Genomic DNA, 25858 nt, shown 5'->3' with positions numbered 1-25858 from the left:
TACTCTCGCCTGGCAGCATTGATATAACGGCGCGTCTGCATAAATTAAGTTCAGACTGCGTATAAGCTCATTTCACAGGTTAAAGCAGCAAGAATATTATGGACAAAGTCTACTATCTGAATAAGTTAAGGAACTGCCCGTCAACCGATATTCTGGATATCGTAACAAGCTATATGCGGAAAAAACTGCCTGGTGACGACCTCTCTTCATTTGAAGGCGCTTACGATCATCGTAAAGCCGAACTAATAATGAATGAAACCTACAGTGAAGTTCCTTCAGAAGTATGGAGACTGGTGTGCTGAGGCGTAAAAAGGAGGGCATGATCACTCATAACCCATTATCTGCTGAGGGCTGATCACCCTGCAGATCATCAATTCCTGATAATCCTGGCGCGATGCATTTTGATCTCCGTCGGGCAGAATCGGTGAACAGATAAATCAGAGCATCACCTTTAGTGCTGTGATGCTCTGTCATTCTCAACAAACGCACGACATAAAGCGCTGTAAGAAATAGTAAGACAAACCTGCCAGACCACTGTAAACCGTTTTAAATATGACGCCAAAACTGGCTTCATCTGTTGTATTCAGAAAAGCTCGTACAAATAATGCCTTACGGACTCACACGACTACGATAATGATTATCTGTTCAGGCGATATGCTGCCAATTTAGCTCATGCTCCACCAGCACCGATCACGGAACGGCAAATCGTGTCAGGGTGATAAAAAAGGCTGCTCAGTCGTTAAGCAAGGGTGTATTAAGCAGATTCAGATGATTCAATACCATTAAATTTAAATGTTGTTCGCCCGAACAGGGAGCATGCAGGCGAACAAAACGGGAATTCATTTCAGATGGTCACGATGATACAGAGCCCACTGCTCAATCCTTTCTCCAGAGGGTAGCAGGCAATAGGTTGTTATACCTGCCGAAGATTTTTCCTGGACCTGCTGACCACCGCGATTAACGCAATATTCACTGGCTGGATTACGCATTGTTAATCGCTGCGGTTCCTTGCTGTGCGGTGTGCAGGCGATAAGTAGTGAAGCCAGTAACATCAGTGAAACTCCTGCTAACCTGTTTGTGACGGTCATAAAACCTCTCTTAACCTTATTTTTGTGAATTAAGCATTTACCCTCCAGTGGTGTGATTAAGTCTGATAGCACAACAACGACTTTATCAGGAATCCTCCTTTCTCCTGCCACATGTTAACCTCAGGGGTGACAATCATCATGTTTCCATTCTGCCGTCCACTCTGCACTCACCACTGCGGGTAGCGATACATAATTATAGCGTGCTGCCACTAAACCCGCGCTTAACAACCTCACGCGACACATAAGCAGATAGACCTTTAATGCAGTGATTAAAAAATGAATAAAGCCAAAATTAGAATGCATGTGAAGATAATTAACAAAAACCCCATTATTACAATCGATGCATTATCTTAATTTTTAATGGAAATTCCTCGCGGATACGGCATCGCCTTTAACGTTTACTTAAAACAGGCACACTTGCGATGCCTTTACATAAATCCTTTTCCCGCTGCATAATCCCGCAACATTTGTATGCGCACTGCCATTAATGGGATCAATAAAACCTACAACTTATTGGTATCGCTTAAATATCGCTGCTGCTTAACACCTGAATAACAACTCACGATTCAGGTGCCATTTAACGATCAGACTATCAATAAATTCTTAAGGAAGAGTGACTGAGATGAATAATAAATTCCCGCGAAATAAAATCGCAAAAGCATTAATGCTGGCAAGTGGGATGGGGGTTGTGCCTCTGATTAGCTATGCTGCAGTCATCGGAAGCCAGACAGGCAATGAGATCATCTTAACTGATGGCACCACGCTGATTGCCGACCAGTCATCTGGCGACGGTTATTATGGCATCCTGGTTAATGGCGCTACCGCCGCAACGGTTACCATCGGCAGCGGCAGCACAGTTCGCGTGACAGATGCTGAACGTTATGCAAAAGGGATTTTTATTGAAGCGGCAAACAGTGAATTTACTGCAGATAAGTTAACCCTCAACGTTTCCGGTAAAACAGCGGTCGGCATTGAGTTCGGCGGAAAAAATATAACCGCCAGTTTAGGATCAGGTTCCTCGGTCACCACGGTAGCATCAGGTGATTCTTTCGCCGAGGGCGTCGTTGTCAGTAATAGTTCCTCGCTGCAGGCAAATAACCTGCAAATAAGCACCCAGGGCACTGGCGGAACGGCTCTGCGCGTCAGTGGTTACGGAAGTCACGCCAGTCTGGGCGACGACAGTAATTTACAGACGAATGGTCTTAACAGTAATGCCGTTCAGGTTGATAACCTGACCGGTGAGTCGATTAATGGCGTGGCCACGTTGAAAGCAAATGCATTGACGATCAACACCCTTGGCAATAATTCGCAGGGTATTAATATCCAGGATAATGGTTCGGTTGATCTGGGCAGCAACTCGACCATTATTACCACTGGGGATCTTTCTGCTGGCATCTGGAGCTGGGGTGAGCTGAAGGCCGATCATCTGACAATCAGTACTGCGGGTGAGACCTCTGCAGGTCTGTCAGGCCGTGACAACAGCCTCTCAAACATTGGTGCTGGTAGCGTGATCTCCTCTGATCAGACTGGCGGCATTGTGGCTATGGGCGACAATGCCATCGTTAACTTCATTGGCAGTGAAGAAGAACGCAATACGGTCTATTCAGCAGGTTTTTATGGCGTATCCGCACAGTCAACCGGCGCAACCATTAATCTGCAGAACACCGATATTATGATGAAAAATGTGGATACCATGACCCTGGGTATTTGGTCCACAAGCGGTGGCACAGTTAACGGTGATGCAGTGACCATTACCGGCCCGGAGAATGCTACAGGTGTCTACGCCATGGCTGGTGGTAAAGCGAATCTTACGGGTGATTTGACCATTGATATGAGCTCCCCGGATGGGATAGCCATGGCTACGCAATATGATGATGGTTATGCAGCAGGTGTCATCACCACCGACGGAAAAGCGCAGATCGTTGGTAGCGTTTTATCCCGGGCCGGTCTCATCGACCTCAATCTGACATCGGGTTCACTCTGGTCTGGCAGCGCCAGCAGCGATAACGTCAATAATGGCCATCTGAACGTTAATCTGACCGACAGCACCTGGAATGTATCGCGAACATCCAATGTCGATAATCTGACATTGAGTAACTCGCTGGTTGACCTCTCTGCAGCCTCGGATGACGCAACCTATTCAACATTGACTATCGCCAACCTCAGCGGCAGCGGCGACTTCGCCTTGCGCACCAATCTGGCAGGCGATGGTGCTGGCGTGAATAACATTGGCGATAAAGTTGTGGTGACAGAGAGTAGTTCCGGTGATTACGGTCTGACCATACAGAACCGCGGCAGTGCCGTCACCACTGGCAACGAAGTACTGACTGTGGTTGAAACGACTGATGGCATCGCCACCTTTAAAGGCAACGCCGACGTGGAACTTGGTGGCTATGTTTACTCGGTCAATAAGCAAGGCAACAACTGGGTACTCTCCTCACCTAAAGCACAAGAAACCCCTGAAGCAGATGATCCGGCCGTTATCCCTGCGGATGAGCCTGCCGCGACTCCTGCTAATGAACCTGCCGCGACTCCTGCTAATGAACCTGCCGCGACTCCTGCTAATGAACCTGCCGCGACTCCTGCTAATGAGCCTGCCGCGACTCCAGCCGATAACGGTGGCACGGCGCCTGCCGGGCAAGACAACGCAACTTCCCCCATTACCAGCACGGCCAACGCAGGGGCTAACTTCCTCAACACTGGCTATCTGATGAACTATGCCGAAATGCAGACGCTGATGCAGCGTATGGGTGATGTTCGTCAGGGGAAGACAGCCGGAAATGTCTGGCTGCGCGCTATAGATGGACGATTCAGCGGCTTTGATAATGGCAAGCTGAGCCGTTTCAGCCTGAACTACACCGGTTATCAGTTTGGGGTCGATAAACGTTTGTCCGATGAAATTCCGATCTATCTGGGCCTGTTCATGGGGGTAACTGAAGGATCGCCTCATTACCAAAATGGTAACGGCAACATCCGTTCTGAGCATTATGGCTTCTACACCACCTGGGTAAATGATGCCGGTTTCTATGTTGATGGCGTTGTGAAAGTCAACCGGCTAAGGAATCAGTTCAATGTTCACGATACACAGAATAACCAGGTATCCGGTAACGGTGTCTCTTCAGGTCTGAGCGGATCGCTTGAGGCGGGCAAAAAGTTCAGCTTCTCTGATCGGCTGGCAGGTTTTTATCTTGAACCACAACTACAGCTGACAGCAGGTCATCAGGATGGTGCTTCCGTAGGTGCGTCTAATGGTCTCAATATCACACTTTCAAGCTACAAATCACTGATGAGCCGCGCAAGCGTGCTGGCAGGGTATGAAATCAATCAGAGCAATTACAAACTCAACACCTATGTAAAAACGGGTGTAATGCGCGAGTATGCCGGGGATGCTGCTTATGCTCTGAACGGATCAAATGAACGTCTTTCCTTTAAAGGAAATGGCTGGAATAACGGCGTCGGCCTGAGTGCCCAAATCAGCAGCCATACGCTCTTCCTGGAGGCCGATATGGTAGACGGAAAACGTTTTAACCAACGTCAGGTTAATGCTGGCTACCGTTTTAGTTTTTAGAATCAACGTGCAGCAAGCGCTCGTATAACAGGAGGTGTTAATGAAAAAAACATTATGGATGCTGCTGGCCTTGATCTGCTCAGGATCCGCTTTCGCACGGCAGGAGTCCACCATCGCAGAAGCAAAAAAAATGCGAGACGAACGTCATGTTACCCTTACCGGTACGATTAGTGGACGGGCTGACGATGACCACTACTGGTTACAGGACTCAACGGGTCGTATCCGTATTGATGTCGACGAGGATGACGAAGACGACAACGGCTTCCTTATTGGTAAAAAGGTTCGGATAACGGGTGAGGTAGATCGCGATGACGGCCATAGCGAAATCGATGTTGATCGGCTCTTCATTCTGAAATAATTCCGGACTTCTGTGTAAAAAAGCCAGCTATAGCGCTGGCTTTTTTACATTCAGGGCAGGTTTTACTTTTCGCGAAACGCTTCCTGTACGCGCAACAGAGGACGCAACAGATATTGCAGCAGGCTCTTCTCGCCCGTACGAATATCAACGGTGGCCGTCATACCGGGAATCACCCGTAGTTCCTGACTGCCGCTTTTCGTCAGCGTATTATTTTCCGTTAATACCATCACCCGGTAATAAGTATCATCGACGCCTGGCCTGCGTGCAGCTTTACTCTCCTCATCTTTTAGCGCGCCCGAACTGATACTTTGAACATGTCCGGTCAGGCCGCCATAAATCGAATAGTCATAGGCAGAAATTTTTACCACAGCTTCCTGACCGGGCGCCAGAAAAGCCACATCAGAGGGCCGGATACGGGTTTCCACCAGCAGCTGGTCATCCAATGGTGTCACCTCCATTATTGCGGCACCAGGCTGGATCACACCGCCAAGCGTATTGATTTTAATACTGTTAACAATGCCTCGTACTGGCGTGCGGACTTCAGTACGCTCAAGCGTATCATGGCGGCCATGGGCAGTTTCCTGCAGGCTTGTCATCTCAACATCGACTTTGGACAGTTCATCGTTAGCCTCGTTACGGTAGCGGTTTTTTCGCTCGGTAATTTGCAATTCGGCATCATTCATCTGACGCTCAAGTTTCAGAACCTCAGTTTTTGACAGCAGCGATCTGGCTGAGAGCTGTCGCGCCATTTCAAGCTCTTTCTGCAGCAATGTTTTTGACTTCAGATAGCCTTCAATTGACTCATTTACCGCCCTTTTACGTAGTTTCCAGGCATCGGTTTCACGGGTAACCAGTTCAGGTACTTTCATGACCTCTGGCGGGAACACAAGCTCGCTGCCGGTCGCTTCTGCTTCAAGACGCGCGGCCTGGGCTTTCAGTGCCAGCAGGCGGTTAGCGCTTTCGCGGAAGGAGGCTTCGGCGCGCGTGGGATCGATTTTGGCCACAACCTGACCTTTTTCAACCGTATCGCCTTCATGCACCATTAACTCCTGCAAAATACCGCCCTCAAGGCTTTGCAAAACCTGTTCGCGGGAACTGGGAACAATTTTGGCTGACCCGGTTGTCACCTCTTCGATGTTGAAATTGGCGGCCCAGACGATTACCAGCACCATTAACGCCACGCTGCCCCAGGCAATAAATAGCCAGCCTTCCCAGCGATCCTGACGGGCGGCCCTCACCATGTCACTGGCTGTATGTTCGGTCAGGCGCTTTTGATCAACGTTTTTATCAGGGGACAGGCTGCTCATACTGTTACCTCGCCAGATTGTGGCTGACGCTCTGTGCTTATCTCAACGCCAGCATGTTTCGCTGCGTTACGCAGCACCGATGCGGCCGGGATCTTCCCGCTGTTTAATAAACCGATAATCTCTTCACGCGGCCCATCAGCTACTTTGATGCCTTCATCCATCACAATCACCCGATCAACGTATTTCAGCACTGCCGGACGGTGGGTCACGATAATCACGGTTCGGCCTTCCATTGCCGGGATGAGCGCCTGCAGGATAGTGCGTTCCGACCCCATATCCATCCCCGATGTAGGTTCGTCCAGTAGCAGAACATCCGGATTCGACAGAATGGCGCGAGCCAGGGCTATCGCCTGCTTTTGTCCGCCGGAAAAGTTTTCACCACGCTCACTGACAGGCATACCAAAGCCCATGGGATGGGCCGCGACAATATCACTCACCCCGGTCATTTTTGCAGCGGCCATTAGTTCTTCGTCGCTGGCGTAGGGTGCTCCCATCACCAGGTTGTCACGCAGCGAACCATACATAAAACGTGGTTCCTGATTGACCAGCGCGATACGCGTCCGTAATTCCACCGGCTCGACCTGGCCTATATCTACGCCAGCAACGGTGATCGTGCCTGTTGTGGGTGGATATAGCCCAACCAGCATGCGCAGCAGCGAAGATTTACCGCTGCCCATTTTGCCCAGTATGGCAACCCGCTCGCCCTGACAGAACCGGACATCAAGCTGCTCAACGATGGCAGGTAAATCGTCTTTATAACGTAATGAAACGCCCTGACAGACAATCCCGGTCTGGCTGCCCTGGGGAAGCTGCACATAAACCTTCTCATTATCGCGTTCAGCAGGGGCCTGCATCACTTTATTGAGGATGGCCAGCGAGGTTTTTGCCTGCTGAATACGCAATCCCAGCGCGGCAAGCGTTGCTATGGGCATTATGGCGCGCCCCATCAGGGTCATAGTGGCAATGATGCCTCCCATTGAGATATCACCATCACCGACCAGATAAGCACCCCAGACCAGCAGAATAACGGTACCAAACTGCTGGGTCGTCTGAATGACGCTTGAGCCCATAGTGGCAAGGAACCGCGATTTCATATTCACTGCAGAGAGTTTTACGCTGGCAACATCGTGTTTAGAGGCGACCAGGTTTTCAGCACGCAGAACTTTGATGGTCTCAAGATTATCCAGTGATTCAATAACCAGACCGTAACGGTTACTGCCTATTTTCATTGACTCTTCAGCGTGGCGTTTCAAAGGGATCTGCATCAGCAGCACCATCGCCACGATGACCACTAATATCAGGATCACACACCAGACCAGTGGCCCGGCAACCAGATGGATTACAACCAGGAAGAGTAAAACAAAGGGTAAGTCAGCAACCGTCGTTAAAGCGGCTGACGTAGTAAGCTCGCGGACGCTGTCAAAGCTTTGCATGACATTGCCAAATGCACCGCTGGATTGGGCTCGACCCGACATTTTGCCGTTCAGCACGTGACGAAAAAGTTGTGCGCCCAACACCAGATCGATCTTTTTACCGGCGCGATCGGTAATCCAGGCCCGACCCAGCCGTGCAGCCAGTTCAAACAACAACGCCAGACTCACGCCGATAGCCATCGTCCAGAGTGTTACGTAGGTCTGGTTAGGCAGTACCCGGTTATAAACCGTCATGGTGAATACGGACATCGCCAGAACGAGCAGGTTAATAACGACTGACAATGCGGCGGCTTCAAAGATATAACGTTTGAATCCCCACAAAGTATTCCAGAACCAGTGCCCTTTACCGACATGGACAATGTCATCGGCACGATGATCAAGATAAGACTTAGGTCGCAGCAGCAGCAACTCGCCGCTATAGTGCTGAGCCAGGCGAGCGAAATCGACCTCAACAGGCTGGCTGCCCAGTGCGGGATCGATAATGGCGCACTTCTTTTCGCTACACTGTGTCAGCACGCAGTAGCCCGTTTCCAGACGCATGATGGCGGGGAGAACAAAGCTTTTCACATCCGTCAGGTCAATCTTCTGCCAGGCAGCACTCATGCCGCGGCTCTGCAGCGTGCGCAATGCCCAGTCATTCTGGGCGCTGATATCAGCGTCTGGTGGAAATGCAGGCATACCCACACGTAAAGCATTTAGCGTAAGCCGGACGTCAAACAGGCGCAGTGCGCTTTGCAGTGCAACCAGCAAAGTCTCCTGCGTATCTGATGGCGATCTGGATAACACTCTGTTTTCAGCATTCAGTTCAGAGCCAGCAGGCTCAAATTGTATATCAGTCACAATGGCGTCCCCTGGACAACTAATTCATTCTGGTCTGGCGGCAAAGCATGGCAGCGGCCAGAAATACTCGTTTTTTACGTCAGCGTGATTAGTGCACCGCTTCGATGGTATTCGCTGGTAAAGCGTTAACCTTCTGCACCAGCTGGCTGGTTTTACCCAGTGCCGCAACGATGTTCCATTGCGCAGCCAGATACTGCATCTGCTGCTCCTGATAACTTGCGAGACTGGAGTAATAGTCGGTAGCAAACGAGATTAAATCCGTTAACTGGCGCTGCCACGCGAAGAACTGCACTTCCCCCGCTTTCCAGGTTTTCAACGCGGTTTCTGACTGTCTCTGTAATGCATTGAGCTGGCGTTCACGAAGCGGTAAGGAGACCCACAGCTGATCCAGCTGCTGTTTCAATGTCCGGAGTGTTGCATCCTGATCCGCCTCTGCAGCAATGAGTCGCTGAGTTTCAGCTTTGGCATTTGCCCTGCCAGCCCCACCATCCCAAAGATTGATATCGCTGCTCACCTGTAACGTCACCGCTTTAAACGGTTCCATTTCACCGTTGCGCTTTGGACTGTCCATACTCAGTTGCACACTCCATTTCGGCCTGTTCCACTTAGAGGCCAGATCCACTGCGGCTCTCGCTTCCTCTTTACGCTCGCGTGAGACCGTCCAGTTGGGATTTTCTTTCAGTACCTGTTGTGCCTGTGCCAGTGACGCGGGCAACAGACCCGCTTTTTTCAGATCGGGCAGGCCTCTGGTGATAACAATCTCGTGGTTCAGCAGCGAGCTGAGTTGCTGCTGCGCTTGTATATAGGTGGTGTAGCTCATTTCACGACTGGCAATCACCGAATTGAGGCGAGTCGCAACCTGATTGATCTCAGAAGCTCTGCCGCTATCAATACTGGCAATATTCTTTACCCGATTAAGCAGATCCTGCAGTGCGTTAATTTCTTTATCCAGCACAGCGACAACTGTGGCATTAGTGGCTGCAGAGGTAAAAAGAGAGAGCACCTGCTCGTTGAGATTTTCGCGCGTGACATTTACCTGAGCCTGCTGCATGGAATAAGCAGCCTGCTTTCCGGCAACGCTCGCATCAGTACGTCCGTGATCGTAAAGTAATTTACTTACAGTGATATGCGGGGAGACCGGGTTATTCTCATAACCGGGTTGACCTGAATATCCTGATGCGCTGATACCCGTACTGACCTGAAAACCATCAGCGGCTTTTGCCTGATCGATATCATACATAGCACCGGTGCTGTTTGATAAAGCAGACTTTACCGACGGATGGTCGGCTGTCATACGAATCATTTCAATAAAGTCCGTTGCATGGGCATTTAACAGGGGATTAAAAAATAGCAATCCCGCAATTAAACCATGCAGCGAACATCTGGATTTTGTAGTAAACAAGTTTTTTTTCATAGTTAACTCAAAATAACAAATAAAGTGGGATGGCTAATTTTCTCTGTCGCTAATTCAATGCTGCGACCGGAACTGTTTTAACCGCCCGACATGTCATATGGCAACGTTAATTCTGCTAAAAAGAAATATTTAGGTTTTACATGCTGCTCACATGCCTTTATTTATTCTTTTCATCTGTGCAATCAGATCTGGGGCTCACCTGATGGGCCTGCCTTAAACAGGCCCATCAGGTGAGTTTGATGTGAAAAAAAGCTGGCGATGACCGAAGTCATCGCCAGTTCTATCAGATAACGTTTAAGCCATGCTGGATTAACAGCTTGACAGTGGTGTCATCATTATTGGTATAGACGTCATAATTAACGCCATTTTCAGCTTGTGCGGCTGAAGCCGTCCATTCTGATTTTCCAATATTAACGGTATCAGTTGCATTACTATTGTTTGAACTTCCCACATCTCCCGTAATATGCAATGTGTTCGCTTCACTACCATTATCTTTAGTAATTTCGAGCACATCGCTGGCGCTGATAAATAATGTCTGCGCCGTGTTATTACCCAGATGGATAGCTTCAATTCCACTAATTTTGCCTGATACCGTTCCGAGTTCTAAATCGTTATTAGAATCCCAGACCAGCGTATCGTGACCTTCTCCTCCTTTCACACTGCTAAAATGAGTACTGTTAATGACGATAGTATCATCGCCCTCTTTTGCATCGACGGAATTCGCGCCGCGTGCATCCAGTACATCATTACCTGAAGTGCCATTAAGATCGTACTGAGCAGGTTGATACTCAATATGCGTCGATCCCGTTTCAGACGTCAGTCCCAGTGTCTCGTTCAGATCAACTAAGCGGCCTTTGATTGCTGAGCCATCGCCGTCGCCCACGCCCTGATCGGTCCAGGTCACGTAGAGCTGACCGCCCGCCAGGAAGGTCGCATCGACTTCAACCTGCTCACCATAGGTCAGCTGGTTGATCTGGATCTGCTGGCCCACTTTATTACCCGCAGCATCAAAGTACTGTGCGTAGATACCGCTGGTACCTGCACCCGGCGCGATGTCGGTTGTTGACAGGAAAACGGCAATAAAGCTGCCGTCAGCCTGACTGACCACCCTCGCCATGTGCTGATCGCCAGCCGTCGTGGTGTTGATCAGGAACTCGCTGGTCAGCGCCGTACCGTCTGCCGCGTAGATGCGGCCCCAGACGCTGTAACCATTCTGATCCGGTCCGCTGGTATCGTTAGAGTCCCAGGTCACCACGTAGTTACCGTTTTGCAGCGCACTGACTGCGGATGACGCCTGATTGTTAGTCAGGGTCTGGTTCGCTACGAAGCTGCCTGTTACAGCATGCGTTGACGGATCATAAACTGACACACCAACATCATATCCGGTGGCTTTAATCGCATAAGTAATCGCAACCTGGCCATTTTCCAGCGTTGTAACAGATGGTAACGGCTCCCATTCAGGAATGATGGCATTTGCGTTCAGGGTCGTGGTTGCGAGCACGGTCTCCGCCGTGACCGGCGTGCCGTTTGCGTCATACTGACGGCCATAAACCGTCCAGTTGCCGTTCAGGCTCGCTTCCCAAACCACCAGATAACCGCCGTCTTCCAGCGAAGTGATCACCGGAACGCGCATTTTGCTGGCGGCGGTGCTGGAGTCCACATTGTACTCTGCGCCATTAGTCACGACGCCGTTCACGTTACCCGCACCGTCGTAGCTGTAGGTATAACCCTGACCCTTGATATGCGCACCGGAATCCGTGCTCCACACCACCTGGAAAGTGCCATCTGACAGCACGGTAACCTGCGGCGTGATCTGGTCGCCCGCTGTGGTGGTGTTCACCGTGAACTCCGCCCCGACCGGCTGACCTTTCGCATCCAGCAGCTGACCCTTGACGCAGCTGCCGGAGCCGTCTCCGCTCGCCGACTGCCACACCACGATATCCAGCTTAAACGGCCATTCTGCGCCAGGCGCGGAGATGTTTCCTGCCGCGTCCGTGCTAACGGCTTTGATACTATGATCGCCGTCTACCATATTGGTGGTCGGCGTATAGCTCCAGTTGCCCTGCGCATCCGCCCGAACGCTGCCAAGCACGCTGTCGCCGTCATACAGCGTAACCAGCGAACCTTTTTCCGCCTTGCCGGTAAAGGTCGGTGCCGGATCGTCCGTTACGCCACCACTGGTCGTAGACGTGCCCTGTACAGTGCCTACATCGTCAATCATCCCGGTGATGGTCGGCAGGACAGGTGCGATGGTGTCAACGGTCAGGGTAAATTTCGCCTCGCTGCTGTTGCCCGCTTCGTTGGTTACCGATGCCGTAAAGCCGTGCTCACCGTCTGCCAGCTCCGCCACCGCGAACGTCCATACGCCGCTGCTGTTTGCCGTGCTGCTGCCCAGCACCGCGCCCGATTGGTCGCTGATGGTCACCACCGCGCCCGCCGCCGCCGTGCCCTGCAGCTCCGGCGTGCTGTCGTCGGTCAGGCCGCCGTTCAGTACCGCGCCGGTGATGCTTCCCGCATCGTCGTTCGCCTGGTCAATGCTAAGCTCCACGCTGCTGCTGTCCAGCCTGAAGGTCGCGCGCTCGCCGCGGGTTTCGTTCCCCGCCGCGTCCGTCACCTTCACCTGCCAGCTGTGCTCCCCGTCCGTCAGCGTGCCCAGCGCCAGTGTCCAGTTGCCGTCCGCGTCCGCCACCGTGCTGCCTGCCGGCGTGCTGCTGTTGTCCAGATATACCGTCACCGTCGCGCCCGCTTCCGCCGTGCCCTTCAGCACCGGCGCGCGGTCGTCGGTTACCCCGCCGCTGGCAACTTCGCCCTGCACCTCACCCTGGGCGTCCATCAGCGCCGCCACGGCCGCCTCCGGTGCCACGGTGTCCAGCACCACGTTAAACGCGCCGGTCTCCGCCGAGGAAACCCCCGCCGCGTTCACCGCCGTCGCCGTCAGGTCATAGCGGCCGTCCTCGCCCAGCGCCGCCGTGGTAATGCTCCAGCGGCCGTTGTCATCCGCCACGCCCGACCCCGCGTTTACCCGGTTGCCGTCCGCATCCGTGGCCCACACGATGACCGTCAGCCCCGCGCCCGCGGTGCCGTTCAGCGTCAGCGTGCCGTCGTTGGTGAACTGGCCCTTCTGCAGGAAGCCGCTGTCCGCGTCTTCGCCCTGGCTGTAGTCGTCCACCACGTTTTCAATCGCCGGCTGCGCCGGGGCGCTGGTCAGGACGCTGAAGTCCCACGCCGCATCCGCCGTACCGCTTACCTGCGGGCCTTCATTGCCCGCCGCGTCCACCGCCGCGACCGTCAGGGCGTGCGCCCCGCTGCTCATCGCGCTGTCCGGCGTCCAGCTCCACTTGCCGTCCGCCTCTACCGCTGCGCTGCCGATCAGCTTGCCACTGTCGTAGATATTGACGTAACTGATGTCTGCGGTAGTCGTGCCTGAGTAGGTCGGACGTGCATCGTCAGTGACAGAGCCATCTTCAATCTTGCCCTGTACCGGACCGACGTCATCTGTCAGTGTGATGCTGTCCGCCACTAAACCCGATGTCTGGTTATCCGGCACCGAGGTGTCAACGGTAAAGCTCCAGTCGCCGTCTGCCTGCGGGCCCTCATTGCCCGCCGCGTCCACCGCCGCAACCGTCAGGTCGTGAGAGGTGCCGTCCGCCATATCCTGCTCCGGCGTCCAGCTCCACTTGCCGTCCGCGTCCACCGCTGCGCTGCCGACGAGCTCGCCGTTGTCATAGATATTGACGTGATCGATGTCGGCGGTTGCGTCGCCGGAGAAGGTTGGCCGTGCGTCGTCGGTGACCGAGCCGCTGGCAATCTCGCCGGTGATCGCACCGACGTCGTCGGTCAGGGTGATGCTGTCGATGACCAGGCCTGAGGTCTGGTTATCCGGCGGCGTGCTGTCGCCGGGGCCGTCGATCACAACGCTGTTGCTGTTGCCCGCCTCGTCGGTGGCTTCCACCACGACGTCTTTGGCGTCCACGCCCGCCGGATTCGGCTGGATGCTCCAGTGACCGTCCGCGTCCGCCACCGTGCTGGTCACGCTGTCGCTGACCGGATCGGTGATCACGATCACCGCGCCCGGCTCGGCGTTACCGGCCAGCTCGTCCTCGGTGTTGTTCGTGATTTCCGGAGCCGCCGTGCTGGTGTCAACGGTAAAGCTCCAGTCGCCGTCTGCCTGCGGGCCTTCGTTGCCCGCCGCATCCACCGCCGCAACCGTCAGGTCGTGAGAGGTGCCGTCCGCCATATCCTGCTCCGGCGTCCAGCTCCACTTGCCGTCCGCGTCCACCGCTGCGCTGCCGACGAGCTCGCCGTTGTCATAGATGTTGACGTGATCGATGTCGGCGGTTGCGTCGCCGGAAAGAGTCGGCCGCGCGTCATCGGTGACCGAGCCGCTGGCAATCTCGCCGGTGATCGCACCGACGTCGTCCGTCAGGGTGATGCTGTCGATGACCAGGCCTGAGGTCTGGTTATCCGGCGGCGTGCTGTCGCCGGGGCCGTCGATCACAACGCTGTTGCTGTTGCCCGCCTCGTCGGTGGCTTCCACCACGACGTCTTTGGCGTCCACGCCCGCCGGATTCGGCTGGATGCTCCAGTGACCATCCGCGTCCGCCACCGTGCTGGTCACGCTGTCGCTGACCGGATCGGTGATCACGATCACCGCGCCCGGCTCGGCGTTACCGGCCAGCTCGTCCTCGGTGTTGTTCGTGATTTCCGGAGCCGCCGTGCTGGTGTCAACGGTAAAGCTCCAGTCGCCGTCTGCCTGCGGGCCTTCGTTGCCCGCCGCATCCACCGCCGCAACCGTCAGGTCGTGAGAGGTGCCGTCCGCCATATCCTGCTCCGGCGTCCAGCTCCACTTGCCGTCCGCGTCCACCGCTGCGCTGCCGACGAGCTCGCCGTTGTCATAGATATTGACGTGATCGATGTCGGCGGTTGCGTCGCCGGAAAGGGTCGGCCGCGCGTCGTCGGTGACCGAGCCGCTGGCAATCTCGCCGGTGATCGCACCGACGTCGTCCGTCAGGGTGACTGAGTCACTGACAATGCCGGAGTTGATGTTATCTGGAGGAGTTATGTCCGGTCGGGAACCGTTGGACGGCGGAGAGACATTACCCGCAGGATCGACAACCACGATAGTTACGTCGGTATCCCCTTCATTGACAGGGTTAGGCTGGATACTCCAGTCACCATTTTCATCAACTACAACCGTGGTGGTTTCACCGGTACTGCCATCGGAAATAACCACAGTTGAACCAGGTTCTGCTTTACCTGAGATTTGTTCATCATCATTGCTATTTATAACCGCCGCTTCTGGCGAAGAGGTGTCAGTAAACTCTTCAGTCAGGCTACCGCTATTGCCCGCACTATCAGTTACCGTAACAGTGACGGTGCCATTTGGCTGTGAAGTCGGTGCTTCCACATACCAGTTACCTTCACTGTCCGTCTGGGTCGTGATCTGGGTGCCATCAGGCAGTTGAATGACAACCTGTGAGTCAGGGCTATTCGATGTTCCGGAAAACTCTGGACGACCATCATTATCACTGTCCGCAACAGGATCAAGTGTCACCGATACACTCTTAGCGGAAGAGTCATGGCCACTGCTACCACGCCCGGACGCACCAATAGCAACGCCGCCTGCCGCGCCGCCCAGCAGCATAAAGGGCAACCAACCAAAATTGTTGTGACTGGCAGTCAGCGGATCGGCACTGGCATATCCTTCACCACCTAATACCTGTTCACCGCTCTGACCTTCAGTTAAAGCTGGCGGGTATTCAGCCACATCGCCGGAAGTCGGCACATATTCATAAAATTGACCGTTTTCGCCCAGCCCAATCAGATGAACGTTTTCATTATCATAATAATCTTCCAGCACAATATCAGGATGCTGAGAATCATCCTGGCTAAAGAAAAGCTGCAGATTATTGCCAACGCGCCTGGTTACAACCATTTGCGGAGCATGTCCTGTAGCGCTATCGATCAGTTCTATATTTAATGCACCCTGATGCGGAACTTTGATCGTTGTAGGATTTTCAGATTTTGTATCAACAGTGTATGAAGAGATAATACCCTTCACACCACGCAAGTTCACTTTCAACATAACAACCTTCTTAATTAACGAGGATTGATTAAATTCAATAGAAATAAGGCTTTCACAAACCCTTAATCTCTATATTCATATACTTCGAATAACCGTGATTTTATGACGAGATAATCTGCAATCCTGACATTGCTTCCAGCACAACTCTTGATTCTGGAGTCAGTGAACGGCATTATCAGAACTGATTAATAAAAAATATGGTGCCAGATTGCATCAATGCAGTGAGTATGCAGCGCCCTGAGCTTTACTGCTTTTATCAGCTATCTTCATAGCATTGCTCTGAGCATGACTACTGTCAGAATTTAATAGTGAAGAAGCCACCGGGTGATTCAATAGTTTTGACTCGCCCGCTTCAGAACAAGAACGTTCATTCACTACACGCGATAACGTACGTGATTGTGCTTTGAGACTGGTTAAAACAGATTCAGCTTCCTTTGCAGGCACCAGACGCGCCGTGATTTTCTGCTGATCATTTACCGCTAACTGATAGTAATAGCGCTCACCTGATTTCAGCTCTGGTGTGGGTACTTCAATTTTTGCTGGCTGGACAAAATCATGCTGGCTGAACATAACGTCCAGTTTTTTCTGGCCAGGACACACACTAATTTCAGTCCCTCTATCACCTGACATTACGCTCGTATAGTATTGATTATTAACAAATACGTTAACGACGCGTTTTGATGCGGCAGGATTTTTTTCATCAATACGGTAGACAATAATGTGCGCACGCGGGTCGTGTATCTGCTCCGGCGCCTTGTCATTTTTGACTTCTTTAAACAACGATGGTGCAGGAGCGTTCTGCAATGGCGCCGCCTCAACATAATTGCAGTACAGGTAGCCTGTAAGTAATAAAACCATACTCAGCATTACTCCCTGCATAAATTTAAAGGGACTATTCGATGCTTTGCATGTTAAACGTGAATTATTTTCCATATAACTCTCCTTAAGGTGCTTAATCACTATATTTAAAACACCTTATATCCGATGTTGAACAGGAGCTGACAACTCCTTAAAAAATAAAAAATGGGAAATTTAAACAGCGCAGAAGGGTGAGCCTACGCCTCTGGATAACGTTAAATCTCATTTACATTGATAACTCCTTTGTAAAGTTCAAGCAACGAGACATCATTGATAAATGCATTAAATTCTTTGTCTCCTTTCAGAGCGAACTTTCTCATCACATTATATTTATGTGCATAGATTGTTTTAACTGACAAATCTAACCTTTTTGCTGTCTGGATTACACTGTATCCTTTCTTCAAAAAACTAAGCACCTGAAGTTGCACCACGGTGATACGTGCAAATTCGCACCGTAAACAGTCTGAAGGCAGATATCCCATAACTCTTCCCTGAGTGTTTAACCAGGCCTTGGTTATTTTCTCAGTGATTAAACGTACCGAATCCCTTTTTGACACTTCAAGCAAAGATTGATAACAAAATGGTAACGGGTTTTTAATTTTCTCTCCGAAATCATCGGTAAATACCAATATGATACTGCCAGGCTTTCGCTCGCGATAAGCGGGTTGACACATATAAAGACGCCATTGCGAAACATTGATCAGGATGAAGTCAGCCTGCCGCAGGTTATGACTATCAAAACCTGATAAAAATTTTACTTCTGCATCAGATAGCAGTGCCTCCTCAATTACCTTTGATATGCCCAGTCTGAAGAAGTAATTGTCATCCGTACAAACCACATTAACATCCATTTTTTCCCTTCAGCATCACAAAATTCACGATGACAAATATTATATTCAGGTGAACTTACCGTTAATCAGTACCAATTCGCCTTTCTCTTTTAGTTCCTTGAGCACTCTGCAAATGGAACTTTTTGATAAATGAGAACTATTTTCAATAAGATATAGTGCTGAAAATCGTTTCTTTAAATGAGTCGGCAGTTTTTTCCATCTTTCAATCAAAGAAAGAACTTCATCATATGAGTTACTTTTTGGTAACTGAATGTAATTCATCAGATCAGAATACTGTCCTGATAAAATAGACATTGCGTCATTAAAAAGATCTTTCTCAAAAACCAATCGCCAGAACACGTCATAGTCAATGAAACTGACTTTTCCATAATCGACTCGTTCCAGATAGACTGGCGGCTCGTCTAAAGCTGGAGTGACGCCGACAACAAACGGAGCGGATAAGATATTCAAAACCTTATTCTCGCCTTTAAGTTTAAGTAAAAAATCGCCGTCAAGAATGAACATAACGCGACGTACATGATCTTTAGTCAAATGATAACGGCGCTTGCCTCTTGAAATTTCATCTGGATTAGCAATCTGCGTAAATCCTGCTAATGCATCGATGATCCGTTCATGATTTTCAGTCACTCTATACATATTAATTAACTCAATCTAACTGACGCATTGGTCAGTGATTAGCAACAATTCGTAAAATCAGTTTTTTATAGTCTCTTTCTCTTTCGCCTGGTGTACTCGCTTACCTGAGCTCGCCTCCATAACTCGGGCAGTTAAAAATAGTCTTTATCGGTTCCACTATAATAAAACCGTCCCAACAAAATTCAAAACCGCAAATACAAATAAATAAAGACATTCAGGCTAATAAAAGAAACAATAACCAGATCTTACACCATTCAAACGCTGTTTAGTTAGCACATAAATCTACTTTGTGGCACCTTACGGGCAGTGTTATAACTTTTTTCCTAAAAAAAGAATTTCCCATTACCATTTGAAAGATGATGTTATGAGCATGCTATTTTAAAAGCACGCATTTAAACACCTCTCTCAATTTTCCAGCATGGCTGAAAAGAAACAAATCAAATTGGCATCAATGTTAATGCTCCTTACTAAAGTTACGCTGTCAGGCAGCATTGCATGGAAGGAATTAAACCACGGCACACATCGAACAGATACTTAAATTGATTATCTTTAAATATTTAGTTTTTTATCCTGACATGTATGATTTAATTAGATTAAATCACCAGAAACTGGCAAATGGGATTTTTCCCTTTTTAATTCCACTTCTCAAATGACATCACATTCAGGCAAGTGAAATCATTAACTCATGACTTTATGCACAAGCTTATTCATAGATAAATCAGTTTCACTGAACCGCGTTCATGGCATGCGCTTCCCGGATGCCAGATAATTTTAAGCATCAGGCATAAGCAGTGCTGTTAATGGTTAAATCACGCATAAGAATAATGTACGCTCAAAAAATTCCAGAATACCAACAGCAGTTAATATTATGTAAAAATATAATAGCCATATCCTTGCTTACGATAACAAAAGAAGAATTATGGATGTTTTACTATTTCATTTTTTATGACCACCCATTCTAATAGCGCCGTTCGCTAGAAGCGGCATAAATAATAATATTGAAAAAATGATACATGGAGATATCGATGAGAGAGTTAACATCTTTTGAAATGCAAAACGTTTCAGGAGCAGGTTTTTTTGACTTTATTGGCGCTGTAGTTGTCGGTGCCGTTACGGGTATTAGTTCTTTTGGTCTTAAATGGGGAATGAGTGGCGGAAGCACCGGTGGCGTGTTAGGCGTTGGTATTGTCTCTGCCGGTGTAGGTCTGATTGTCGGCGCAGTCCTTGGTCTTGTTGATGGTGCTTTATATGGTGCTATGAATGGCTGGGATAGCACGGCAGGCTGGTTTAACGCGGTCGTTGAAAACCAGTTTGATCCTAATGCATCTGTAATTACAGCTTAAGGAAACAACATGCGTGAATTGAACAATAAAGAAATCGAAGGCGTTAGCGGTGGTTCATTAACTTCGGTGATCCTGGATTTCTTTAAGCAGCTAGGCGCAAGCTCAGAAGAGAAAACTGAATGGACGCGCCCAGACTCAATTCCAGCAGCGAACCCGGTTAGTGGGTCTGCCTTTGGCATGGGTATTGTTGGTGTCGCAGCAGCAGTCGTATTTGGATTGCTGATTTTCTAATTCTCTTGTGAGGAATGAATCCTCCAGGGAAGTGAACGATTATTAAATCGTTCATTAATTGATGTTATTAATTATTTTATACAAAGGAAAGTATATGAAAAAGTTATCTATGGTTGCTCTTGGTCTGATGCTGGCTGCTGCTCACGTTAATGCTGCTGAAGCTTCAGATGGCACCATTAACTTCACAGGAAATATTGCGTCTCAGACTTGTACTGTAAGCGTAAACGGCGGCGGCAGCACTGCAACCGTTACACTGCCTAAAGTAGCAAGTAGTATTTTAAGCACATCTGGTCAGACTGCAGGTAACACTCGCTTCACTATGGCGCTGAGCAATTGCTCAGCTACGACTGGTGACGTGTACGCTTACTTTGAACAAGGTGCCAACGTCAATGCTGATGGTCGTTTGACCAATACTGGTACTGCAACGAATGTTGACCTGCAGCTGCTGGATAGCGGAAATGGCGTGTTGAACGCGGGTAGCACTGAGCAGACCACCTCTCCAAAAACTGTCGCTCTGACTGCTGGTGCAGGTACTCTGACCTATTCTGCTCAGTACTATGCAACTGGTGCAGCTACTGCTGGTACCGTCTTATCAGCTGTGAACTATTCAATCAATTACCTGTAATTGATTATGGTGGGAGCATCTGTTCCCACCTCTCTTCCTCTATCATCATTTCTGTCAAAATCATGAAAAAAAAAAGTTTTAAATTTTTGATCTCCTGTCTGCTGGCTTTTACGGTGACCTCATCGGCTTTTGCCAGCGTGACGATTATCGGCACCCGGGTAATCTACCCCGCAACAGAAAAAGAAGTCACAGTCCGCTTAGATAACCATGGCAATCAACCTGCGCTGGTACAGGCCTGGATTGACAATGGAAATCCTGATGAAGCACTGGATAAAATAAACGTACCGTTTGTCTTGCTACCGCCTGTTTTCCGTATGGAGGCTAACAAAGGACAGACATTACGTATCGTTTATACCGGTTCAAACCTGCCCAAAGATAAAGAGTCGGTATTCTGGCTTAACGTACTCGACATCCCTCCTCGCGATAAAAGCCTTGCGAATCAAAATCAGTTGCAAATGGCTATTCGTAGTCGCATCAAAATTTTCTTTCGCCCAGCCCGGTTCGATGCGATGCAAGCCACAGAAGCAGCGTCGGGTCTTATCTGGCATCAAGGGGAGAAAGCGAATCAGCTGACAGCAACCAATAACTCTTCGTTTTACGTCAACGTTTCACAGATCAATGCCGAGGATAACGCGGGGCGAAAAGTAGTCAGTGAAAAGGGAGATATGCTTGCACCAGGCGAAACAAAAAGCTTCTCCCTAAAAGGATTGAACGCAAATCAAATAAAAACAAACTTTCATTATCAATATCTGGATGATTATGGCGCTGCACGCAATGTAGACGCCAAAATTAGTCAGTAACTTTGGTAACTCATCAGGGGTAATAATGATGGCAAGGATGATTAAAAATAATAAACCAACGGCAAAAATATTTTACCGATCTTTTCTGGCGCTTTTTTTAACTGCATCAACAGGCGCCGCATTTGCAGAAAATTCGTATGATTTTGACGAATCATTTGTGAAGAATTTACCGGGCGTTAAAGTTGATGTGGCCCGCTATGCAACCGGTAACCCTATTGATCCTGGTACTTATACGCTGGATATTTTCCTGAATGGTCGTCAGATTGGTCGGGAAAATGTTCAGGTCATTCGTGAAGGGGCGGGAACCAAAGCGTGCCTTTCCTATGATCTGGTCAAAAGCTTGTCACTTAAGGACACAGTTTTTAGCCCGGGACAAGCTGAAGATTTGCGCTCTGGTAAACAGTGTATGGCGTTGGAGGAGGTAGTTAAAGAGAGTCATGCAGCTATCAATTCTGCCGATATGCAGATGGATATCTCAATTCCGCAAATTTATCTGTTGCGATCTGCGCGCGGCTACGTTGCGCCAGAATTCTGGGATAAGGGTGAAACAGCACTCACGCTAACCTATAACACCAACTATTATCGCTCTGTAAATCACGGTCAGCCATATGACTCATTTTATGGCCGTGCACTGGCGGGTTTTAACCTTGGCGGATGGATGTTCCGTCACGATGGTTCTCTCAGCTGGCAACGTCAAAAAAACAACGAGTATCATCATTACGATGCAATTAATACCTATGTCCAGCGTGATATTCCGCAAATAAAATCACGGCTGTTATTAGGTGAAGGCAATACCAGTGGCGAAATTTTCGATACGCTTTCTTTTCGTGGTGCGCAAATATCTACAGTTGACCAGATGTGGCCAGACTCTCAGCGAGGCTATGCACCAGAAATCCGCGGCGTAGCCCGAACCAACGCTCAGGTAACTGTATCGCAAAATGGCAACAAAATTTATGAAACGACGGTCTCACCAGGCCCTTTTAATATCACCGATCTTTATCCTACAGGCTACGGTGGTGATTTAGACGTGACCGTGAAAGAAGCTGACGGCGGTGAGACCCGTTTCTCAGTTCCTTACGCAGCGATGACGCGTCTGAAACGTCCGGGCATGACTTTTTATAGTCTGACCGGTGGTGTATCCCGAAAAGACAATATGGTTTATACACCTTCGGTCTATCAGGGCACTATTCAGCATGGTTTTAGCAATAGTCTGACTGGCTACTCAGGTATTCTGGGATCAGATAACTACACCTCTGTGCTGTTGGGAGGTGCATTTGGTTTACCTGTTGGTGCGATCTCACTGGATATTACTGGCGCTCAGACAAAATATGGTGATGAGAAAAAGCAAGGTGTAAGTTATCGGGCAACTTATAGTAAGAAGGTTTCTCAGACTAACACGAATTTTACTCTGGCGGCTTACCGCTTCTCATCATCCGGTTATTACAGTTTTGACAATGCATTACAAATCAATAACTATTATAAAAAAAATAATAAAAACAGTTCGTCAAATTATCTTTCGCGCCCCAAACAACGTTTTTCTATGACGGCAAGCCAAAATTTTGGGGAGTCATATGGGAATATCTATCTTACTGGTTTCGTTCAGAATTACTGGGATTCTGCCGGAACAAATACGCAATTTCAGCTGGGTTACAATAATACAATTGGTCGGGTCTCCTATACTTTATCAGCAAACCGATTATTATATTCAACCGGCGGGCATGACACTCAACTGTCACTCGACTTCTCGGTGCCAATTGGCAGCGAAAGTCAAAGTTATGTAACCGGAAGTGCAACACATAATAAACAGGGTGTGAATGCACAAACAGCAGTTAATGGTGTTCTGGGTGAACATGACCAATATAACTATAACGTTGGAATAGCGCGCGATACTGATAATGAGAAGTCCGGTTCATTTAGTGGGCAATACCGTTCGCCCTACAGTATGCTGACGGCGTCTTATACTAAAGGGCAAAACTATTATTCTGCCTCGGGTGGTATCAGCGGTGCGGTAGTCGCTTTACCTGATAGCATTAATTTCAGCGCTTATCAGTCTACGACTTATGCTGTTGTTACCGCAGAAGATGCAGAGGGCGCGCGTGTACTTGGCTATCCCAATATTGTGTTAAACGGCAGCGGCAAAGCTATTGTGCCAAACCTTAACCCGTACCGGATAAACGAACTGGCCATCGACCCAAAAGGAATTCCACTGGATGTTGAGCTTGAATCAACTCAGCAGCGCGTTATTCCTGTTGAGGGTGCAGTCGTCAGACTTGATTATAAAACCAGTAAAGGAAAGCCACTGTTAATTCGTGCTAATCAGCCGAACGGAAACGCCTTGCCATTTGGTGCAACGGTTAATGATGAAGACGGTAACCTTATTACCACTGTTTCACAGGGTGGTCAGATTTATGTGAGGTTAAATAAAGATGTCAGCCGCCTGCATATTTCCTGGGGTAAAGCAGCCAGTGATAAGTGTCTGGTTAACCTGGAGTCTGGTGTTGTTAATTCCAGTGAAAACAACACCCTTGCAAGGCTCACAACAACATGCAGCAGCGATCAATCAAAACCTGTTCGCTACGTGTCTAACGGCGAAATAAACAAAGATAATCAGGGTTAATCGGGTGACATTATGATGTTTATTAACTTAAGAAGGACACTGACCAGAATAGTCAGCATCATGACTATGGTATCTGGTTTCGTCATGCTAGCACCAATTAATGCGAACGCGGCAGATGATGTCACACTGACGTGCAAAAAATCTCTTTCTGATGCGGTATTAGATTTCCGCTCACTGGGGATAAACATTTCGGCAGCTGTTCCGGTTGGCACGGTCGTGCATAGTGGCAATTTAACAGTCACGTTCAAATGTGCCCTGGATAATCTGCAACAGTTTTTAGATGGATTAACAGCAGAGGTTTACTTAAAGCGTAAAACAATAGCTGAAGATGCACTTGGTTATGGCTTAACCATTTATACCGGTTACGGTGGTGAAATGTCCACCGACGCTGCCATTATTCCTACCGGCAACAAGATCGCTACTTACGCGTTAACCAGTGGCGGTACAGTCGGTGCTTATACTGAGGTCACGTTAAATGTGCCTTTTCAGATTGTGCGGACGTCAAACTCGATGGCTGGCCCCAATTTGCTTCCGGACTATGTCAACGTATTTGATGTAGGCTCATTGGTACCAGGAAATGACCTGAAACTTTATGTGAGATATATTAAAAGCGGCATCACTGTGAGGGATCAAACCTGCTCAGCAGCAGGTGATGTTAACCCGAAGGTGTCATTAGGGAGTTACACAGCGAATACCAGCAGTGGGTTGGGTTCCGGTATTGGACAAACCAGCCCATCTACCGCTTTTAATCTTCAGCTTAACTGTGAGGCACTTCTTTCAGGTACCTTTGACGTTATGATGCAGTTGGATGGGGATGCGGCTGATGGGCTATCGGATGTCGGCGTAGTTTCTCTGAACTCGACCTCAACTGCCAGCGGAGTGGGTGTTCAGATTCTGAATGAAAGTCAGCAACCTGTTGCACTGGCAGCACCATACAGAGTTGCAGCTTATCCACTGTCGTCAGCATTGATAACAGTGCCCTTATATGCACGTTATTACCAGACTGCTGCCACAATAACCCCTGGTAGTGCTAACGCAGTTGCTACCTATACCATTAGTTATCAGTAACCATATGGGCTCTTCGGAGCCCTTTACCAGACTTTATAAACTGAGAAAGGATTTTATCAGTGGATAGGCCATTAAAAGGAAGGAGGTTTAAAGTTGGTGTCTCTGATGAGAGTCCTTTTATTTTTTATTCAATACAAAAAATACTCTCAACCGGATTTCACAACCTGGACATTGCAGCATACCCGGTAGAAGCAGAAAATCTTTTTGTAAAACTGAATAGCGATCCTCCTGATATATTAATTACTGATTTTTGCTTTAACTTTGAACGTAATGATTTGAACGGCGTTAGAAAGCTAGAAGAAATTTACAACCATAACGCTAACCTTAAAATCATTATCTTTACGGCACAGAATAGCCCGGCCATTCTGAAAAGAATATTGCAAATTCCGGTAAATGCAATAGTGAGCAAACGTGATGATATACGGGATCTGGTAGAAGCTTTGCACTGGGTTTGCTCATCGAATTCTGAAATATTTTATTCAGAAAAGATGAAAGATCTGGCGCAATCTGCTTCAGATGAGCCCGCACAGACTCTTTTATCACCCGCAGAAGTTGAAGTAATCAGGCTTTTTGCTATCGGGTACAGTTTAATGGAGATAGCTAAAGCACGTAAACGTAGTATCAGTACGGTTGCAACGCAGAAATATAACGCCATGCGTAAACTTCAGCTGCAGTCTAATACTGATTTGATTAAATATGTCTTTGCCCAGCAACTCATTTAATTTCGGGCTTAATT

Annotated in this window: 18 protein-coding genes; 10 read left to right on the top strand and 8 right to left on the bottom strand. The window is 49.0% G+C overall.

All coding sequences use genetic code 11. The features are described from left to right. The first annotated feature begins 98 nt into the window (after nt 1-98). Nucleotides 99-302, top strand: coding sequence for an Hha/YmoA family nucleoid-associated regulatory protein (locus AC6I8B_RS22195; RefSeq protein ID WP_010257166.1), 204 nt, complete (start codon nt 99-101; stop codon nt 300-302). A 537-nt stretch (nt 303-839) separates the two neighbouring features. Here the strand turns inward: AC6I8B_RS22195 and AC6I8B_RS22190 are convergent. Next, nucleotides 840-989, bottom strand: a complete 150-nt coding sequence (locus tag AC6I8B_RS22190) for a putative hemolysin (RefSeq protein ID WP_235603816.1) — start codon at nt 987-989, stop codon at nt 840-842. A gap of 721 nt (nt 990-1710) precedes the next feature. On the opposite strand from AC6I8B_RS22190, the gene AC6I8B_RS22185 reads away from it, so the two are divergent. Both AC6I8B_RS22185 and AC6I8B_RS22180 read left to right on the top strand, forming a co-directional pair. Then, entirely contained in the window at nt 1711-4656 is a 2946-nt protein-coding gene (locus AC6I8B_RS22185) for an autotransporter outer membrane beta-barrel domain-containing protein (RefSeq protein ID WP_497816593.1), read from the top strand. Nucleotides 4657-4696: 40 nt separating this feature from the next. Then, nucleotides 4697-5014, top strand: coding sequence for a NirD/YgiW/YdeI family stress tolerance protein (locus AC6I8B_RS22180; protein WP_497816592.1), 318 nt, complete (start codon nt 4697-4699; stop codon nt 5012-5014). Nucleotides 5015-5076: 62 nt separating this feature from the next. Here the strand turns inward: AC6I8B_RS22180 and AC6I8B_RS22175 are convergent, their stop codons facing one another. The 7 genes from AC6I8B_RS22175 to AC6I8B_RS22145 form a co-directional block, all read right to left on the bottom strand. Beyond that, complete coding sequence (locus AC6I8B_RS22175; protein ID WP_010257175.1) at nt 5077-6321, bottom strand: HlyD family type I secretion periplasmic adaptor subunit; 1245 nt, start codon at nt 6319-6321, stop codon at nt 5077-5079. Next, the gene (locus AC6I8B_RS22170; RefSeq protein ID WP_154210940.1) at nt 6318-8594 is read right to left on the bottom strand and encodes a type I secretion system permease/ATPase; all 2277 of its coding nucleotides are present in this window, start codon (nt 8592-8594) and stop codon (nt 6318-6320) included. The genes AC6I8B_RS22175 and AC6I8B_RS22170 overlap by 4 nt, the downstream gene beginning before the upstream one ends. An 88-nt stretch (nt 8595-8682) precedes the next feature. Then, nucleotides 8683-9897: a TolC family protein gene (locus tag AC6I8B_RS22165; RefSeq protein ID WP_497817800.1), complete on the bottom strand. Its 1215-nt coding sequence runs from the start codon at nt 9895-9897 to the stop codon at nt 8683-8685. A 394-nt stretch (nt 9898-10291) separates the two neighbouring features. After that, nucleotides 10292-15943 (bottom strand): Ig-like domain-containing protein, encoded by a 5652-nt coding sequence (locus tag AC6I8B_RS22160; protein WP_497817799.1) that lies wholly within the window; start codon nt 15941-15943, stop codon nt 10292-10294. A 363-nt stretch (nt 15944-16306) separates the two neighbouring features. Continuing rightward, nucleotides 16307-17026: a hypothetical protein gene (locus AC6I8B_RS22155; protein ID WP_157354292.1), complete on the bottom strand. Its 720-nt coding sequence runs from the start codon at nt 17024-17026 to the stop codon at nt 16307-16309. A 140-nt stretch (nt 17027-17166) separates the two neighbouring features. After that, complete coding sequence (locus AC6I8B_RS22150; RefSeq protein ID WP_010256756.1) at nt 17167-17802, bottom strand: helix-turn-helix transcriptional regulator; 636 nt, start codon at nt 17800-17802, stop codon at nt 17167-17169. A 45-nt stretch (nt 17803-17847) separates the two neighbouring features. Beyond that, complete coding sequence (locus AC6I8B_RS22145; RefSeq protein WP_033770258.1) at nt 17848-18438, bottom strand: helix-turn-helix domain-containing protein; 591 nt, start codon at nt 18436-18438, stop codon at nt 17848-17850. Between the two features lie 1025 nt (nt 18439-19463). Here AC6I8B_RS22145 and AC6I8B_RS22140 point away from each other — a divergent pair. From AC6I8B_RS22140 to AC6I8B_RS22110, 7 genes are all read left to right on the top strand, one after another. Then, nucleotides 19464-19781 (top strand): hypothetical protein, encoded by a 318-nt coding sequence (locus AC6I8B_RS22140; RefSeq protein WP_010256762.1) that lies wholly within the window; start codon nt 19464-19466, stop codon nt 19779-19781. 9 nt (nt 19782-19790) lie between these two features. After that, on the top strand, nt 19791-20012 hold the full coding sequence (locus AC6I8B_RS22135) for a hypothetical protein (protein ID WP_010256766.1): 222 nt from the start codon (nt 19791-19793) through the stop codon (nt 20010-20012). A gap of 94 nt (nt 20013-20106) precedes the next feature. Beyond that, nucleotides 20107-20637, top strand: a complete 531-nt coding sequence (locus tag AC6I8B_RS22130; RefSeq protein WP_010256772.1) for a fimbrial protein — start codon at nt 20107-20109, stop codon at nt 20635-20637. A 62-nt stretch (nt 20638-20699) separates the two neighbouring features. Beyond that, nucleotides 20700-21437: a fimbrial biogenesis chaperone gene (locus AC6I8B_RS22125; RefSeq protein ID WP_033759838.1), complete on the top strand. Its 738-nt coding sequence runs from the start codon at nt 20700-20702 to the stop codon at nt 21435-21437. A gap of 25 nt (nt 21438-21462) precedes the next feature. Beyond that, nucleotides 21463-24054: a fimbria/pilus outer membrane usher protein gene (locus AC6I8B_RS22120; protein ID WP_157354288.1), complete on the top strand. Its 2592-nt coding sequence runs from the start codon at nt 21463-21465 to the stop codon at nt 24052-24054. 12 nt (nt 24055-24066) lie between these two features. Then, on the top strand, nt 24067-25122 hold the full coding sequence (locus AC6I8B_RS22115) for a fimbrial protein (protein WP_157354285.1): 1056 nt from the start codon (nt 24067-24069) through the stop codon (nt 25120-25122). Between the two features lie 59 nt (nt 25123-25181). Then, nucleotides 25182-25844, top strand: a complete 663-nt coding sequence (locus tag AC6I8B_RS22110; protein WP_157354283.1) for a response regulator — start codon at nt 25182-25184, stop codon at nt 25842-25844. Nucleotides 25845-25858 lie beyond the last annotated feature (14 nt).

The organism is Pantoea sp. X-Soil-ISGK-285 (assembly GCF_059730815.1).
The sequence above is the reverse complement of the archived record's forward strand: the minus strand, read 5'-3'. Positions and strand labels throughout refer to the sequence as shown.